Origin of the sequence: Breznakia sp. PFB1-19, from assembly GCF_029893935.1 — a bacterium.
Lineage (GTDB): Bacteria > Bacillota_I > Bacilli_A > Erysipelotrichales > Erysipelotrichaceae > Breznakia > Breznakia blatticola.
Genome location: NZ_JARXXJ010000007.1, coordinates 40,762 through 57,020 on the forward strand (window position 1 = coordinate 40,762; position 16,259 = coordinate 57,020).

Below are 16,259 nucleotides of genomic sequence, written 5' to 3' on the forward strand. Positions count from 1 at the left end.
CTAATCCTTAATTTTCATCGAACTTTTCGTAAGCATCAATAATTTTTTGAACCAATGGGTTTCTTACAACATCTGCACTTGTTAATTCAACAAATGCGATATCTTCAATATTTTGTAATACTTGTCGTGCACTCAACAATCCAGAATCATGCTTCTTGATTAAGTCAATTTGTGTAACATCTCCAGTAACCACAACTTTGGAATTAAATCCCATACGTGTTAAAAACATCTTCATTTGCGATTTTGTCGAGTTTTGTGCTTCATCAAGAATAATAAATGCATTATTTAATGTACGACCACGCATATATGCTAATGGTGCAATCTCAATAACACCTTTATCGATCAATCGTTGCACACTATCTGCTCCTAATGCATCATTTAATGCATCATATAAAGGCGTTAGATAAGGATCTACTTTTTCCTTTAAATCACCTGGTAAAAACCCTAAACTCTCCCCTGCTTCTACTGCAGGTCTAGTTAAGATGATTTTTTCTACATCATTTTTCTTTAATAGATTTACCGCATACATTACTGCAAGATAGGTTTTCCCAGTTCCAGCAACCCCAGTAGCAAAAACGATATCCTTTTCACGCATACATTTAAACAAGTAGGATTGTCCTAATGTTTTTGGATAGATGATCTTTCCATCGTTTGTTCGGTTAATTACTTCTTTATGTATCTTTTCAAGTTTGTCGAGTTTTCCTTGATCAGCAAGCTTACATGCATATAACACTTCTCGTTCTCTTACTTGTAAGCCTCCATCGTTTGCACTTATCATATAACGAATTACTTTTTCAATTCGTTTTGCAATTTCTTCATCCACATGCATAATGGATACACTTTCCTCACGAAACACCATTTCCACTTTATAGTAGTTACGTATCACATCCAGATATGCTTCGTGTGGACCAAATAAATGACTATATTGATCAAAAGAAACATCTGCTAAGGAAATCGTATATTTTTCTATCATTACACCCCTTCTTTCTTGTTATGTTTATTTTACTTCAAAAAAAAGGAAATTGGGAGTCTTACACTCCAATTTCCTTTTGAATTCTTTCGATAATTTCACCAATTGCTTGTTTTTTACTACCTTCTTTTTCCATTCCAGCGTAGATTTCTTCAAATTTCTTTAGTTGAGAGAACCAAAATTGGTGAAATACACTGTTTTTTACCATACGGCGTCCAAACATAATTTCATCGTTTGATAATGGCTCATCACATGCCACATCAAACACCAAAATTTGATAGTAATGATGATCGTGAACAACAACTTCTTCCTGAATATGATAGCGTTTTTCACTGATGAACATTCTTAGTTTTTCTACATCTTTATTGGATTGAATAATAATTTTACGAGCTTGTTTTAACTTATCCTCACTATTTTCAAGAATATGTTTTATCGTTTCAAAGCCCATTCCAGCAATGATAAAGATATCTGCATCTGCTGGAACAAGTTCCAGTCCATCACACAAGATTGCTTCAACCTTATCTGTACATTCACTTCTTTCGATTGTTTTTTTCGCAGCCTCTAATGGCTCACGACCAATATCACAAGCATATGCCTTTTTTGCGATTCCATCGTTGACTAGCGCACAAGCAAGTTGTGCATGATCACACCCAATATCCGCGATTATTGCATCTTGATCGACGAAGTCCGCAATTGCTTGAAGTCTTTTGGAAATTTTCATTCTATTGTTTGTCCATGAAGTCTTTTAAACGTTTCGAACGTGTTGGGTGTTTTAGTTTACGTAACGCTTTCGCCTCAATTTGACGAATACGTTCACGTGTTACATTAAATTCTTTACCTACTTCTTCGAGCGTTCTTGTGCGTCCATCATAAAGTCCAAAACGTAAACGTAATACTTTTTCTTCACGTTCTGTTAACCCTTGAAGAACCATATTGATTTCATCTTTCAACAATTGGTTATTTGCATATTCATCTGGTGACATTGCATCTTTATCTTCTATAAAGTCACCTAAGTGAGAATCATCCTCTTCACCAATTGGTGTTTCTAACGAAACTGGTTCAAGGGCAATTTTTTGAATCTCACGAACTTTTTCTGGTGTAATTCCACCCATTTTTTCTGCGATTTCTTCTGCAGTTGGATCACGTCCTAGATCTTGTACAAGTTGACGTTGAATTCTTGTCAGTTTATTGATGGTTTCCACCATATGTACTGGAATACGAATCGTACGTGCTTGGTCAGCGATCGCACGTGTAATTGCTTGACGAATCCACCATGTTGCATATGTTGAGAATTTAAACCCTTTTGTATAGTCAAATTTCTCTACTGCTTTTGCTAGACCCATGTTACCTTCTTGAATTAAATCAAGGAATAACATTCCACGTCCTACATATTTTTTGGCAATCGAAACAACAAGACGAAGGTTTGCTGCAATCAATTTCTTTTTCGCTTCTTCATCACCTTCTTGAATACGTTTGGCAATTTCTGGTTCTTCTTTTGGATCAAGTAATTCTACACGTCCAATTTCTTTTAAGTACATCTTAACGGGATCATTCACTTTACTTTGGCTACTTGCCGCAAAGGATTGTTCCAACGTTTCCAAATCACTTAATTCTTTTTTATCTTCTTCTTCATCTTCACCTAGTTCACTAAGCAAAGCATCATCAACATCATCAACATCTTCCACATCGATTTTGTCATCTTTTCCTTCAACGATTGTACTTTCGTCAATTTCTAAGTCATCTTCATCAATTGGAATGTTATTTTGTGTAAACCAAGCGAATAGATCCTCAGTATCTTGATCAGATAAATCCAAGTGTTCTACTTGTTTATCAATATAAGATTGGGTAATTTTACCTTTTTCTTTATGTGTTTTTAATAGATCCTCTTTTACCTGATCTAATGTTTTTACTTCATCTAATACTTTCTTTTTTGCCATATTAGTAATCCCCTTTCTCTCTTTTCAACTTAGCGATTTCTACAGCTATATTCGCTTTTTGTTTAGGGTCGCTCAATTCTGTAGCTTGTTGTCTTAAGTTCTTAATTTTCTCATCCATCATACATCGTTTGATTTTTTTGATGGAATCGCGAAGCAATACATCTGAATACTCTGGATAGGCTAATTTCCAGTCCACCACATGTAACAGAAGTTCCTTCATTTCTTTTTCTTCTAAAGCGTTTAGCAAATCGGCTACTTCAATCGTATCATGTTCACGATAATGGTTAATCATAGCAAGCGCTAATTGATTATACGCATCTGTAGGTAGAAATCCTAGTTCATGTCGAAAGATCTCACCGGCTTGTTTTGCTAACAACAATTGACTCAGGATATGATATTGTGCCACTTCGATACCTGGTTGAGGCTTACGCAAAACATTTGTATTTTCAACAATCGTTTGCGTAGGTGTTTGTGGCTGTTGATTCATATTCCGTAAATCAAACCCGCTGTATTCTTGCAATAATGAATAATAATTTTCTTTTTCAAAATCATCTTTCAGTTTTGCAATTTGTTCACCAACAAGCTTTGCATATTCTTTTTTTTCTGAATAATTTGCTAAGTTAAACTTCTTAGCTAAATAATTCATCATAAACTCTATCCACGAAATTGTCTTCTTACAAATACTTTGTAATTCTTCAATTCCGTAAGTTTCAATAATTTCATCAGGATCTAATCCAAGTTCATTTTTTACAACTTCTACTTGGAGTCCTTGTTTTTGGCTCAATAAACCAAATTTATAGGTTGCTTCTTGACCTGCTTTATCACCATCGTAAAATAAGTATACTTTCGCATTGGTATAACGAATCAGTTTACACTGACTATCTGTAGCTGCAGTACCAAGAGTTGCAACACCATTGGTGATTCCCGCCTTTTCCAAGGCAAGTACGTCCATTGCACCTTCCACTACATAAATTATACCACTTTTTCTTGCTTCATCCTTAGCTCGATGATAATTAAATAATAAGTGTCCTTTACTATAAATTGGCGTATCCGAAGTATTGATGTATTTTGCATCACTTGATGCATCAATAATACGTGCTGTAAATCCTACAGGATTTCCATAACTATCATGAATTGGAATCATAAATCGATGATAGAATACATCACGCAATCCTTGTTGCGTAAGACGTACCACACCTGTTTTTATAATATCTTCATCACTATGCTTTTTCGCATGTAGGAAATGATACAGTTTATCATTGATTGGATTATATCCAATTTGGAATTTCTCCAAAATTGCATCATTAATATTACGACTCTTTAAATACTCGTAAAATGGTTTTCCTTCTTGTGATTTTAATTCATAACTTGTAAATTCAATTGCATCATTCAATACATTGTATAATGCCTTTTTTGCTGGATCTACTTTTGGTACACTCGAACCAACATCATAATCAAAAGGTATATTTTCAATTTCAGCAACGCGTTTTACCGCTTCAACAAAGCCAACATTCTCATAGTTTTGCACAAAGGTAAATACATTCCCACCAGCTCCGCAGGCAAAACAACGATAAATTTGTTTATCTACATGCACAGACATTGATGGGTCATGGTCATCATGAAACGGGCATACCCCAGCATAATTTTTCCCTTTTTTATCTAAAGGCATATAATGTGAAATTACATCAACAATATCACTTTTATTTCGGATGTCGTTAATGACATTTTCTGGGATTCTTGCCACAAAATCATCTCCTATAATTTAATCTTACTTGCAATATAACTTTCAAGTTCATCAATCTTAATACGAACTTGTTCCATCGTGTCACGGTCACGAACCGTTACACTGTGATCATCTTTACTATCAAAATCATATGTAATACAGAATGGTGTACCGATTTCATCTTGACGACGGTATCGTTTTCCAATACTTCCTGTTTCATCATATGTAATGGCAAACAAACTTGCTAATTTTGCAAACACTTCTTTTGCCTCGTCACCTAGTTGTTTACTTAATGGTAAAATACATGCTTTATATGGTGCTAAGAATGGGTGTAAATGAAGCACTTTACGTGTATCATTTTCAAGTTGTTCTTCTTCATATGCATCACACATAACTGCAAGCATCATACGTTCTACCCCAACTGAAGGTTCAATACAATATGGTACATATTTTTCATTTGTTTGAGGATCTTGATATTCAAGAGATTTTTTACTTTCATTTTGGTGAGCAGTTAAGTCAAAATCTGTACGGTCAGCAATTCCCCATAACTCTCCCCAATCATTTCCTTTACCAATTTGGTAACGGTATTCAATATCACTTGTTCCATTTGAATAGTGTGATAATTCTTCTGCATCGTGTTCACGTAAACGTAAGTTATCCGCTTTAATTCCTAATGTTGTTAAGAAATTCATACAGTAATCTTTGTAGTAGTCATACCATTTGATATCTTCACCAGGTTTACAGAAGAATTCAAGTTCCATTTGTTCGAACTCTCTTGTTCTAAAGATAAAGTTACCAGGAGTAATTTCATTTCTAAAACTTTTACCAATTTGTCCAATTCCAAATGGTAGTTTTTTACGCATTGTACGTTGTACATTCTTAAAGTTTACAAAGATTCCTTGCGCAGTTTCAGGACGTAAGTAAATGGTATTCTTACTATCTTCTGTAACTCCTTGGAATGTTTTAAACATTAAATTGAATTCACGAATATCTGTCCAATCGTGCTTTCCACAATTTGGACAATTTACATGATGTTCTTCAATATAGTTTTTCATTTCTTCTTTTGACCATCCTGATGGATTTACCTCTCCTTTTGAGAAGTCTTCAATCAATTGGTCAGCACGATAACGTGTTTGACAAGATTTACAGTCCATTAATGGATCTGAGAATCCACCAACGTGACCACTTGCAACCCATACTTGAGGGTTCATTAAAATTGCACTTTGCATCCCTACATTATTTGGATCTTCTTGGATAAATTTTTGCCACCAAGCTTTTTTTACATTATCTTTAAGTTCAATTCCAAGTGGACCAAAGTCCCAAGTGTTTGATAAACCACCGTAGATTTCACTACCTTGGTATACAAACCCTACACTTTTCATATGATTAACTACTGTTTCAAAGTTACTTTTACTCATAATATCCTCTTCTTTTCTATATAGAATGTGTATTTTACACATTATGATACAGTCTATATAATAACACGAAAGTCAATTTCTATCAATACGACATGCATGCATAGCAAAAAAAGTGAATCGCTTCACTTTTTACTACATTTCTGCAATTTCTTTTAAAAACTTATATCCTTTCATTCGAATTCCACTGTATTCCCTAAGGAAAGTAAATGTATCTTCTAAATCAGCAAATGTAAGTTTTACACTATCTTCAATGATTGGAAATTGACCCATCACTGCTTTATGCAAGATTCTAAATGTTTGCAACTGCTGTTTATCTTTTTTTATGTGTTTGCTTGGATTGTAACAATTTGCACAAACAAATCCTCCATCACTAACACTAACTGCAACAATTTGATGCTCACTTTGGCAGTTTACACAGCCATCTACGAATGGTTCAATCCCAATAAAACGACAAAGTTCAGCAAGATATAACCCCAAAACAAGGTATGGATTTTTTGTTGAATCCAAATACTGTAAGGTATTCTCCAACAATGTATAAGCAGGTTCATCATCTAACTGTAAAGTATCCATAAGTTCTAGAATTAAACAACCAATGGCTTGTTTTTCTAGATCACCTTGAATATGAAAGAAATTTTTCACCGGTTCTGCAATCTTTAGATTTTGTAAGCCTTTTGTTTCCTTATAATCAAAATAAAATCGCGAAATTCTAAGAATGGAACATGGTGTTGCATTTTTCGAGTTGTGCTTTCTTACACCACGGGCTACAAATGTAATTTTCCCATACTCTCGTGTAAGCACATCGACTAGTGCATCATTATCTTTATAGTCTCGATTATTTAAGATAATACCAATACAAGTATTATTCATCGTACTCCTTATACCCTAGTTCGTTTAGTTTACTTTCCTTATTGCGCCAGTTTTCTTCAATTCGTACGTATAGCTCGAGTGTTACTTTTTTGCCAAGTAATTGTTTGAGTTCTCTTTGTGCAGTTAAACGAATGTTTTTAATCATACTTCCTTGTTTCCCAATAAGGATTCCCTTTTGACTTTTTCGTTCGACTATAATCAAAGCTTGTAAGTATAATACGCCATCCTCTTCTTCTTTGTTTTCGATAACAACCGCAACTCCATGAGGAATTTCTTCACGTGTATAAAACAACACTTTTTCACGAATGATTTCTTTGATTCGAAAATCATCTGAGCGATCACTAACCATATCCGTTGGATAGAATTGTACACCTTCTGGTAGATCAGCAATTGTCACATTTAGTAATTCATCAATGTTATCGCTATTTTTTGCACTAATAGGAATCACTTCTTTGAAGTCGAATTTACTTGCCCAAGTCACATGTGTTTCAATTAGTTGTTCACGTGAAACTAAATCCACTTTATTTAACACAAGATATACTTTAGCATGTGTATTTTTAATTCGTTCTAATAAAAATTCATCACCAGTACCATATGGTTTTGTCACATCAACAACTAAGTACATAACATCTGCATCTTGCATAGAAGAATAGACACCTTTATTCATCGAACGACCAAGTGCTGTTTTTGGTTTATGTACTCCTGGTGTATCCACAAACACTGCTTGATAAGTATCTGTATTTAAAATACCGAGTATATTATTTCTTGTTGTTTGCGGTTTATCAGAAACAATCGCTAATTTAGTTTGCATCAGTGCATTTAACAATGTACTTTTTCCAGAATTTGGACGTCCAATAATCGCTACAAACCCGCTTTTAAAACTCATTACATACTCTCCGCATCAAAAGCATGAGGAAGTAAGCCTTCCACTGTGTATGTTTGAATTTCATCATCATTAGCAAGAATTACTTTTGCATCGCGTGGCATTAACTCTGCCATAACTTGACGACATGCTCCACATGGTGTTGTAATTACATCCGCTGTAGTTACAACATAAATTGCTTGAATATCTTCTTTACGAACTCCATGAGAATATGCATAAAATAGTGCACTACGTTCTCCACAGTTACTTAATCCATAACTCGCATTTTCAATATTTGCACCAAAGTATAATTGATCTTTTGTTTGCACACAAGCAGCTACTCTAAAATTCGAATATGGTACGTATGCATTTTTCAAATATTCTCTTGTTTGTTCAATAATCTTTTCCATTTAAATTTTTCCTCCAATAATAATACATGCGACAATAATCGCAAACATACAAGCCATCCATACAAATCCTGCACCCATATCTTTTAAATTACGGATTTTTGGATCTTGGTTAGGTTGTATGTAATCTAATGTTTTTTCAATCACCGTATTTATCATTTCTGCCACAATCACTAAAGCAAAGCAAATTACAACAGCAATCCATTCGTATGTTTCTAGTCCTAACATCATAAAAAAAACAGATGCAACTAGTAACAACACCAACTGAATTCTTACACTAAAGTCACTAATAAGCAAGCCAAATCCGCGAAAGGCATTCTTAAACTTATTTATCCACAATTTCATCAAGAATCTCCCGTTGTAATGCAAACATCTTTGTTTCATCTTCTTCATTCATATGATCATAGCCAAACAAGTGCAACAATCCATGCGTAAACAGAAAACAAAGTTCACGTTTAAAACTATGTCCGTATTCAACTGCTTGTCTTTTACAAGTATCAATACTAATAAAAATATCCCCTAATTCTATTTCATCCATTTCTGGAAGTAAAAAATCAGGATCATCAAGTAAGGCAAAACTAATCACATCCGTTGGTCGATCAATATTTCGATACGATTGATTGATTTCATGTATCTGTTTATCATCCACAAAAATTACACTAACGACATAGTGTTCAGGTTTGTGAACCACTTCTTTTGTTTTTTTGTAGATTTCATCAAATTCTTTTTCAAATTCGAAAGTGAAATCATATTGATTTTCTATATGTACGCTCATGTGGATATTATATCACAATTTAAAATCACTGAAAGAAATAGATACACATATTCATTTAAAAAGAATTCTGTTTTCTCAATCGACTACAGAATTCTTTACATCATTTATGATTCGTTTTCAACTACTGTTTCTTGAATTCGCTTTACATTTGACAAGCAACTAACCATCAAGTAAATCATCGCACCAACCCAAGCAGTGACTTCTGCATAAAATATACCAGTACTTCCAATCACTAATGGAAATACAAGCGCACTAATCACACGCATGAAAAACTCAATAAATCCAGAAATCATCGGTGCTACAGTATTTCCCAATCCTTGTAATGTACAACGGTATGTATACAGTAAATACAGTGCTGGTAAAAATAACGACATAATAAACAAGTATTTATACGCAACATCTAACACTTGATCTGCATAACTTTCACTCGCAATAAACAAGGTTAATAATTGACGACCAACAACAATCAAAAATATTCCAACCACTACAGAAAGCACAAGTGATAAAATTGTCGATGTTCGTAATCCATCTACAATCCGTTTAATTTTCTTAGCACCCCAGTTTTGTGCAGTGTATGTTGTCGTCGCATAACCAAAACTTATTGCCGATGTTTCAAGTAAACCATAGAGTTTGTTGGTTGCAGTAAATCCAGCAACAAATATAATTCCATATTTATTGATAACAGATTGTAAAACCATTCCACCTCCTGCAATAACCATATTTTGAAACATCAGTGGTGCTCCTAATTTCACAAGTTCTTGAATTCGTTTGTTATCTACAATCCAATCACTTTTATCAAACTGTAAGAAATCCAATTTTCGTAAGACATGCAAACAATAGATGAAAGATAGTGCTTGGGCAATTAGTGTTGCAATTGCAGCTCCTGCAATTCCCCAGTGAAACACCATAACAAATAATAAGTCTAATAAAATATTCACAATTGCTGCAATCCCCATTGCCAACAACGGTGTTTTTCCATCACCAAATGAACGAAGAATTGCTGCACTCATGTTATAACATACACTTATTACGATTCCACCAAGCATAATATAGAAGTACGTAAGTGCACCTTGCATTAAGTTTTCAGGTGTTTGCAGTAAAATCAATAATCGTTTTCCTGAAATCAGTCCTACAACTGTTACAATCAATGTAACAAATATACAAATACGAATCGACATCGTAATCGATTTACGAAGTTGACTATAATCCTTTGAACCAAAATCCTGTGTTACACGAATGGAACATCCCTGTGTAATCGCTTGTACTATCCACAAAAACAACCAATACGTCCAATCTGTAGCACCTAATGAAGCAAGTGCTTCAACACCAACTCCTTGGCCAACAATAATCGTATCCACAATCATATATAATTGTTGACCCAAATTCCCTAATATTAGTGGTATGGCAAACAATACCATTAGTCTCAGTGGACTACCACTTGTCATATCCTTTACTCTACTCATATGTCCCCCCAAATCATTCACTACACATTCTATCAAAAATTAGCGTAAATTCTAACTATTTTTCATATAAAAAGCATCTTTCCCAAATATAGGTAGATGCTTTGTTTATTATTCTACGAATTCAAATTCAAATTCTGCTAATTCGATGGTATCTCCATCCGCTGCTCCTGCTTCACGTAAAGCAGAATCAACGCCTAGAACACGCATCTTTCTAGCAAATCGTTGTTGTCCTTCATCCGTATCAAGTGTTGCCATTGCAAATGCTGTTTCAATTTCTTCACCTGTAAGTTTCCAACGACCATTTCCAAGATTATGTACTTTAAATGGAGGTTTATCACCTTCATATTTATAAAGTACACCTTCACTTTTCTCTTCCTCATCATATAATGGGAAAACAGGTGTAACTTCAAGTAAATCAGCAGCTTTATAGATAATTGGTTCTAACCCTTCATCTAAAGCAGTCATCGTTGGATAAATTTCCACATCAGGATATGCTTCCTTAAAACGAACTAAATTAGCTTCTGCATCATCTAAATCCATCTTGTTTGCCACTACAACTTGTGGGCGTTCCAATAAACGATATTGGTATTCTTCCAATTCTTTATTAATATTTGCATAATCTTGAACTGGATCACGACCATCTTGTGCGCCCATATCGACAACATGGATAATTACACGACAACGTTCAATATGACGTAAAAATTGATGTCCTAACCCTTTCCCTTGAGCTGCACCATCAATAAGTCCTGGTAAGTCCGCCATAACAAAACTACGTCCGTCTGGAACTTGAACCATTCCTAAGTTTGGTTGAATCGTTGTAAAGTGATAGTCTGCAATCTCTGGTTTTGCAGCACTTACTACAGATAGTAGTGTTGATTTTCCAACCGAAGGATATCCTACCAACCCAACATCTGCTAATACTTTTAATTCAACTTCAACATCTTTTACTTCACCTAGTCCACCTTTTTCAGCGTATGTAGGTGCAGTATTTTTACTGGTTTTAAAGCGGAAGTTACCACGTCCACCTTTACCACCTTTACAAATAATCGCACGTTGATTTTTTCTTGTTAGATCCGCTAGAATACGTCCAGTTTCTGCATCCTTAACAATCGTTCCTAATGGAACTTTAATCACTGCATCTTCACCGACTGCTCCATGCATCTTTTTGGTTTTTCCATTTACACCATTAGGAGCAACAACTTTACGATTGTAACGTAAATCTAAAAGTGTTGATTTTCCTTCATCGACCATGAAAACGATGTCTCCACCTTTTCCACCATCACCACCTGAAGGACCACCAAATGGCACATATTTTTCACGACGAAAAGAAGACATACCCTTTCCACCATCACCAGCTTTGACTTTAATTTTAACTCTATCTATAAATTGCATATATGTACCTCACTTTACTTTACAAAATAAATCCCCGCGACTAGCGCGAGGATATTTAACTATGCTTGTGGATAAACTGAAACTTGAGTTTTCTTTTTACCTAAACGTTCGAATTTCACAACACCGCTAATAGTAGCAAATAATGTGTCATCTCCCCCACGTCCAACGTTTTTACCTGGGTGAATTTTTGTCCCACGTTGACGGTAGATAATAGCTCCAGCGTTTGCATGTTGTCCATCTGCCAGTTTTGCACCTAATCTTTTTGATTGAGAGTCACGACCGTTTTTTGTCGAACCAACTCCCTTTTTAGATGCGAATAATTGAATATCTAAACTGAATTTCATCATGATTACACCTCTTCTTTCGTTATCTGAATATATGCACTATAATTCTCAACCATGGTTTTAAGTTGAATGTATAGTGTTTTCAGAACGGTTTGCACCGTCTCTGTATTGTTTATAACAACAATTTTGATGAATGCATCATTCATTTCTAATGAACATGCATTTTCATCCATTACATGTAATGTATTTAATATACCTACTGCAATGCTTGATACACCTGCACAGACTAGATCTTGTCCATGTTCTGCACTATCTGCATGACCCTTAATTACAACTTGTGTAATTTGATCTGCTTTTGTATCAATTTTTACCTTTACCATAAATTATCCTTCGATTGCATCGATAGTTAATTTTGTGTATGGTTGACGGTGACCTTGTTTACGGTGAGAAGAACCTTTTTTCGCTTTGTATTTGTAAACGATAATTTTCTTAGCTTTACCTTGTTTTTCAACAGTAGCTTGAACTTTCGCACCTTCTACGTATGGAGTACCGATTTTAGTTGTTTTATCAGAAACTAAAACTACTTTATCAAAAGTAACTTTATCTCCTTCAGTCACATCTAATTTTTCAACAAAAATAGATTGTCCTTTTTCAACTTTAATTTGTTTTCCACCTGTTTCAATAATTGCGTACATAATATACCTCCTTCTTTCGTTAAGACTCGCCAAATAAGGTGATGCACGCATACTTATGTACCTTATGAAGAGCGGTTGTAAGCCACGAAGAAGCTAACAACATTGATATGTTACATGATTCATATCCAAAAGTCAATTAGAATCGTAGATTTCTACAACTCTTTGCCTATGTATTATACCCTAAATACCGACTAAATACTAGTTATACTTTGTCCAATTGCCAACGAAGTATCCCGCATCAATTGCTGGTATGTAACATTTTACATCTTCTGTGTATCCTATAAGTTTATTCCCACTTTTAGCATCCGTTTAACGATCATCAATTTGTGCATTGGATTACAATTTTATTTTTATATGAAAACAGAACACGATAAAATGCTCCGTTTTTGAATTCTAATTTAACTCAACACGAACAATTTCTCCTTGTTCAACATACACATCAAAAGTATCAGTTTCAGCATAATCATTTTGATCTTGATACATGAATCTTCCTTGTATGTCATATATTGCATAACCATTTACATCTTTTGCAATAATAGCTTGAAGTACTCCTTGTTGTACACCATCAATATGCAATGTCACAAAACTTGCATCTTCCCAATTTGTTGGATATGCAATTCCTTCAAAGTATATACTCCAACCATTTTCAGTTAGCAATAACATTGCATTGTCATTGTTGCTTTTATATCGAAGTACTGGTTCTTGTAAAACAAGTTCATTATTTGCATCATACAACATATTAATATCTTCATTTTCACCATAGTGTAAACCAAAACGTGTAGCTTCCATATTGCGTATTGAAATATACGCATCATTTGCTTTTTCATTCAACAAGTCTTCATATCGTTCATCCTGTAGCTGGTTATATTTCTCAATTACTTGTTGATTTACCTTTGGTTTATCATTTTTTATATGCGTTAGCAGTGGACGTAGTGTAAATGAAAGTATAACAAGCACATAAATAACTGCACCTTTTTTGATTTTACTGAATTTAGCACCCTTTTTTCTTTTCTCAATAGCACGTAACAGCTTATTCATTTTATATGCATTTGCATACGACTGTGTTGATGCTAGTATATCTTCATCCATCTTTTTACATTTGCGGACAAGAATGGCTTCAACTTGTTCTACAAATGTAGGATCCTTAATATACACTTGGACATCAGAATCAATAAAGAAAAGCGTAATTGTATCTTTTGATAATGAACGTTCTAAATCTCGTTCGAATTTCTGAAGTAAATAGGTTTTTGTGACCACTTGTGATTCATCAATACTTGTATTATTAAATATAGAAGTATGAATCTCAGCATCTGTATTCATAACATTTAAATCTGTAGCAAATAAAATTGATTTCTCGTTTGTTGTTTTATCAACATCTTGATTCTGTTCAATCTCGATATCCATAAATTCAATAGTATGAATCGGTTGTTGTAAGTTCTCTTCATGGTTTTCCATCGTATGTGATGATGGTTTATGATCAACACTTTGGTTTGTATCAGTCATTGACGTGTGATCTTGTTGCTCCAAACTTATTGGTTCATCTGTTTGATTTGCATAATCTAAAGCTTGTTTATATGCCTGTTGGATACGTTGAAATTGTTCAGGTGCTTCTTCAGGATGATATTTTTTCAATAATTTTGCATAGGCATATTTAATAACTTTCTTATCGTTGGTCTGTTCGATTTCAAGTATTGTCCAGCAATCATCAAAGTAACTCATGATAAAAATCCTTTCGAATCATCGTCAGAGAATATATCCAAACGATCCAAATCATTATCTTTTTCATACATATCTAATACACGATGTGCTTGCTCGATAATTTGATGTTGCTTTCGTAGCGATTGCCCATTACTTTTCAATTCTTTCTCTGTTTCCATCCAATACTCAATCAAGTGTTTGCTTTTCTGTTTACTTGTTTGTTCGCAGACACGAAGAATACGTGCTTCTAACAAATCAATTTCAGGTTGCCGTGTAATCTTAAGCGAAATGTCTTTGATTTGTTCAAGCGTTTGTTTTGATGTGACATCTTCTAAGTAATCACTTTCCCCTACTTGGAAAATACTTCGCTCTTGCGTTGAATGTACTAACACTTCAACAAACAACATGGAATTAATGTCATATGAATAGGTTAAGGTAAACATCTCTGGTCTATCAAAATTCACAGGAAGATCGACATGACGTGTTCCTAATAACACATTATACTTAGCATATGCCGATTCTCCTTGGTAAACTTGAATATTTACATGTTTTTGACCCAGGTTTGCTGGTGAAAGAAGGAGACTTTTACTTGTCGGTAGTACTGTGTTTTTCTCAATAAGTACATCAGCTAGATGAACACTTGGATCAATTTCACTTACGACTGCAGTAGATAAAGAAAATGGACAGACATCTGTTACAACTAATGAAGCCACTTCTTCTTTTCTTTCTTTAATTGCAATATATGTTCCCAAACCTTTCGCAACTAATAAATTCATATCAGGACTTGTCATAATCGGTATTGCTAGCAGTTCACGAAGATAGTCTTGTACAACAGGCATATAACTTGAACCACCAACCAAGATTACACCTGTAAATTCAGGTGCATGAAATCCGCTATCTTTAACCGCTGTACCAATTACTGTTTTTAGTTTTTCAAAGATTGGTTTTGCACAGGTATATAGCATATCTCTTGTAAAAAGTAATTCATAAGTACGTTTATGAAAGTGATAACGCATCCATACTTCGTCTTGATCTTGCAAAGCAAGTTTCACACGCTCTGCTTCATACAATAAACTATTTCTATTTGCACCTACAAAATCGTTCACTGTTTTTGCTGGAAATTTTGATTGTTGAATAAATGTATTTGCAATCGCAATATCAAAATCACTTCCACCAAGTTGATTATTTCCTGCAATCGCACAAATATTAATAACATTCGCAAAACAATCAACTACCGATACATCTAGTGTTCCACCACCAAAATCAAAAACAATAAATGTTTCATCTTCTTCTTGATCTCTACATGCAATTGCAGCAGCCGATGGTTCGTTGATCAGACGTTCTACTTTAATCCCAAGCAAGTCACCTATTTTTTTCGTCGCAAGTCTTTGCTTCGCATTAAAATATGCTGGAACACTAATAACAATCTCTTCGACTTTCTCTTGTAGATAAGCTTCTGCATCGGCAACGAGTTGTTGAACGACTACAGCTGATAATTTTTCAGGTGTATACTTATCCTTTCCTAAACGTATAATTGTTTGATTTCCCATTTCACGTTTAAATAATGCAGCTGTTTTATCTGCGTGATGCACCAATCGTTCTTTGGCAATTTTCCCTACAATGATTGAATCACCATCTTTACTAACAACACTTGGTGTTAAATATTCTCCAAATGCATTCGGAATAAATTCCACTTTTCCTTCTTTGTAGACAACCGCTGTACTATTTGTTGTCCCTAAATCGATTCCTATAATAGCCATATTTCCCC

The 16,259-nt window shown here is 34.4% G+C and carries 17 protein-coding genes and 1 other annotated feature; all 17 genes read right to left on the reverse strand.

From position 1 onward, the window contains the following. Positions 1 to 7 precede the first annotated feature (7 nt). The 17 genes from M2098_RS04995 to M2098_RS05075 all read right to left on the reverse strand — a co-directional run bounded on the left by M2098_RS04995 (position 8) and on the right by M2098_RS05075 (position 16,251). Positions 8 to 973 (reverse strand): PhoH family protein, encoded by a 966-nt coding sequence (locus M2098_RS04995; protein WP_280682091.1) that lies wholly within the window; start codon positions 971 to 973, stop codon positions 8 to 10. Positions 974 to 1,031: 58 nt separating this feature from the next. After that, positions 1,032 to 1,691: a class I SAM-dependent methyltransferase gene (locus tag M2098_RS05000; RefSeq protein ID WP_134167962.1), complete on the reverse strand. Its 660-nt coding sequence runs from the start codon at positions 1,689 to 1,691 to the stop codon at positions 1,032 to 1,034. Between the two features lies 1 nt (position 1,692). Further along, positions 1,693 to 2,907 (reverse strand): RNA polymerase sigma factor RpoD, encoded by a 1,215-nt coding sequence (gene rpoD / locus M2098_RS05005; RefSeq protein WP_134167960.1) that lies wholly within the window; start codon positions 2,905 to 2,907, stop codon positions 1,693 to 1,695. A gap of 1 nt (position 2,908) precedes the next feature. After that, the gene (dnaG, locus tag M2098_RS05010) at positions 2,909 to 4,651 is read right to left on the reverse strand and encodes a DNA primase (RefSeq protein WP_280682095.1); all 1,743 of its coding nucleotides are present in this window, start codon (positions 4,649 to 4,651) and stop codon (positions 2,909 to 2,911) included. Positions 4,652 to 4,662: 11 nt separating this feature from the next. Next, positions 4,663 to 6,048 carry a glycine--tRNA ligase gene (locus M2098_RS05015; protein WP_134167956.1) on the reverse strand — a complete coding sequence of 462 codons (1,386 nt, stop codon included), beginning with the start codon at positions 6,046 to 6,048 and terminating at the stop codon, positions 4,663 to 4,665. Positions 6,049 to 6,180: 132 nt separating this feature from the next. Continuing rightward, positions 6,181 to 6,915 (reverse strand): DNA repair protein RecO, encoded by a 735-nt coding sequence (gene recO, locus M2098_RS05020; RefSeq protein WP_280682098.1) that lies wholly within the window; start codon positions 6,913 to 6,915, stop codon positions 6,181 to 6,183. Continuing rightward, positions 6,908 to 7,801: a GTPase Era gene (era, locus tag M2098_RS05025; protein WP_280682099.1), complete on the reverse strand. Its 894-nt coding sequence runs from the start codon at positions 7,799 to 7,801 to the stop codon at positions 6,908 to 6,910. The genes recO and era overlap by 8 nt, the downstream gene beginning before the upstream one ends. Further along, on the reverse strand, positions 7,801 to 8,187 hold the full coding sequence (gene cdd / locus M2098_RS05030; RefSeq protein WP_134170552.1) for a cytidine deaminase: 387 nt from the start codon (positions 8,185 to 8,187) through the stop codon (positions 7,801 to 7,803). Before cdd ends, era begins: the two co-directional genes overlap by 1 nt. Further along, positions 8,188 to 8,529 (reverse strand): diacylglycerol kinase family protein, encoded by a 342-nt coding sequence (locus M2098_RS05035; protein ID WP_280682102.1) that lies wholly within the window; start codon positions 8,527 to 8,529, stop codon positions 8,188 to 8,190. Beyond that, the gene (gene ybeY, locus M2098_RS05040; protein ID WP_280682104.1) at positions 8,510 to 8,959 is read right to left on the reverse strand and encodes an rRNA maturation RNase YbeY; all 450 of its coding nucleotides are present in this window, start codon (positions 8,957 to 8,959) and stop codon (positions 8,510 to 8,512) included. Before ybeY ends, M2098_RS05035 begins: the two co-directional genes overlap by 20 nt. Before the next feature lie 104 nt (positions 8,960 to 9,063). Then, a complete protein-coding gene (locus M2098_RS05045; RefSeq protein WP_280682106.1) occupies positions 9,064 to 10,422 on the reverse strand; it encodes an MATE family efflux transporter in 1,359 nt (452 codons plus the stop codon). A 108-nt stretch (positions 10,423 to 10,530) separates the two neighbouring features. After that, positions 10,531 to 11,814: a GTPase ObgE gene (gene obgE / locus M2098_RS05050; protein WP_280682108.1), complete on the reverse strand. Its 1,284-nt coding sequence runs from the start codon at positions 11,812 to 11,814 to the stop codon at positions 10,531 to 10,533. A gap of 59 nt (positions 11,815 to 11,873) precedes the next feature. Next, complete coding sequence (gene rpmA / locus M2098_RS05055) at positions 11,874 to 12,158, reverse strand: 50S ribosomal protein L27 (protein WP_134170560.1); 285 nt, start codon at positions 12,156 to 12,158, stop codon at positions 11,874 to 11,876. 5 nt (positions 12,159 to 12,163) lie between these two features. Then, a complete protein-coding gene (locus tag M2098_RS05060; protein WP_134170544.1) occupies positions 12,164 to 12,478 on the reverse strand; it encodes a ribosomal-processing cysteine protease Prp in 315 nt (104 codons plus the stop codon). 3 nt (positions 12,479 to 12,481) lie between these two features. Further along, positions 12,482 to 12,793 (reverse strand): 50S ribosomal protein L21, encoded by a 312-nt coding sequence (rplU, locus tag M2098_RS05065; RefSeq protein ID WP_134170542.1) that lies wholly within the window; start codon positions 12,791 to 12,793, stop codon positions 12,482 to 12,484. A gap of 12 nt (positions 12,794 to 12,805) precedes the next feature. Beyond that, positions 12,806 to 12,880 (reverse strand) — a sequence feature (ribosomal protein L21 leader region). A 306-nt stretch (positions 12,881 to 13,186) separates the two neighbouring features. Continuing rightward, on the reverse strand, positions 13,187 to 14,512 hold the full coding sequence (locus M2098_RS05070) for a J domain-containing protein (RefSeq protein ID WP_280682112.1): 1,326 nt from the start codon (positions 14,510 to 14,512) through the stop codon (positions 13,187 to 13,189). Continuing rightward, positions 14,509 to 16,251, reverse strand: coding sequence for an Hsp70 family protein (locus tag M2098_RS05075; RefSeq protein WP_280682114.1), 1,743 nt, complete (start codon positions 16,249 to 16,251; stop codon positions 14,509 to 14,511). The genes M2098_RS05070 and M2098_RS05075 overlap by 4 nt, the downstream gene beginning before the upstream one ends. Positions 16,252 to 16,259 lie beyond the last annotated feature (8 nt).

What these genes read in the sequence shown, in the direction of transcription:
- M2098_RS04995 (WP_280682091.1), bottom strand. Translation starts at nt 973, where the DNA reads ATGATAGAAAAATATACGATTTCCTTAGCAGATGTTTCTTTTGATCAA.
- M2098_RS05000 (WP_134167962.1), bottom strand. Translation starts at nt 1,691, where the DNA reads ATGAAAATTTCCAAAAGACTTCAAGCAATTGCGGACTTCGTCGATCAA.
- rpoD (WP_134167960.1), bottom strand. Translation starts at nt 2,907, where the DNA reads ATGGCAAAAAAGAAAGTATTAGATGAAGTAAAAACATTAGATCAGGTA.
- M2098_RS05015 (WP_134167956.1), bottom strand. Translation starts at nt 6,048, where the DNA reads ATGAGTAAAAGTAACTTTGAAACAGTAGTTAATCATATGAAAAGTGTA.
- recO (WP_280682098.1), bottom strand. Translation starts at nt 6,915, where the DNA reads ATGAATAATACTTGTATTGGTATTATCTTAAATAATCGAGACTATAAA.
- era (WP_280682099.1), bottom strand. Translation starts at nt 7,801, where the DNA reads ATGAGTTTTAAAAGCGGGTTTGTAGCGATTATTGGACGTCCAAATTCT.
- cdd (WP_134170552.1), bottom strand. Translation starts at nt 8,187, where the DNA reads ATGGAAAAGATTATTGAACAAACAAGAGAATATTTGAAAAATGCATAC.
- M2098_RS05035 (WP_280682102.1), bottom strand. Translation starts at nt 8,529, where the DNA reads ATGAAATTGTGGATAAATAAGTTTAAGAATGCCTTTCGCGGATTTGGC.
- ybeY (WP_280682104.1), bottom strand. Translation starts at nt 8,959, where the DNA reads ATGAGCGTACATATAGAAAATCAATATGATTTCACTTTCGAATTTGAA.
- M2098_RS05045 (WP_280682106.1), bottom strand. Translation starts at nt 10,422, where the DNA reads ATGAGTAGAGTAAAGGATATGACAAGTGGTAGTCCACTGAGACTAATG.
- obgE (WP_280682108.1), bottom strand. Translation starts at nt 11,814, where the DNA reads ATGCAATTTATAGATAGAGTTAAAATTAAAGTCAAAGCTGGTGATGGT.
- rpmA (WP_134170560.1), bottom strand. Translation starts at nt 12,158, where the DNA reads ATGAAATTCAGTTTAGATATTCAATTATTCGCATCTAAAAAGGGAGTT.
- M2098_RS05060 (WP_134170544.1), bottom strand. Translation starts at nt 12,478, where the DNA reads ATGGTAAAGGTAAAAATTGATACAAAAGCAGATCAAATTACACAAGTT.
- rplU (WP_134170542.1), bottom strand. Translation starts at nt 12,793, where the DNA reads ATGTACGCAATTATTGAAACAGGTGGAAAACAAATTAAAGTTGAAAAA.
- M2098_RS05070 (WP_280682112.1), bottom strand. Translation starts at nt 14,512, where the DNA reads ATGAGTTACTTTGATGATTGCTGGACAATACTTGAAATCGAACAGACC.
- M2098_RS05075 (WP_280682114.1), bottom strand. Translation starts at nt 16,251, where the DNA reads ATGGCTATTATAGGAATCGATTTAGGGACAACAAATAGTACAGCGGTT.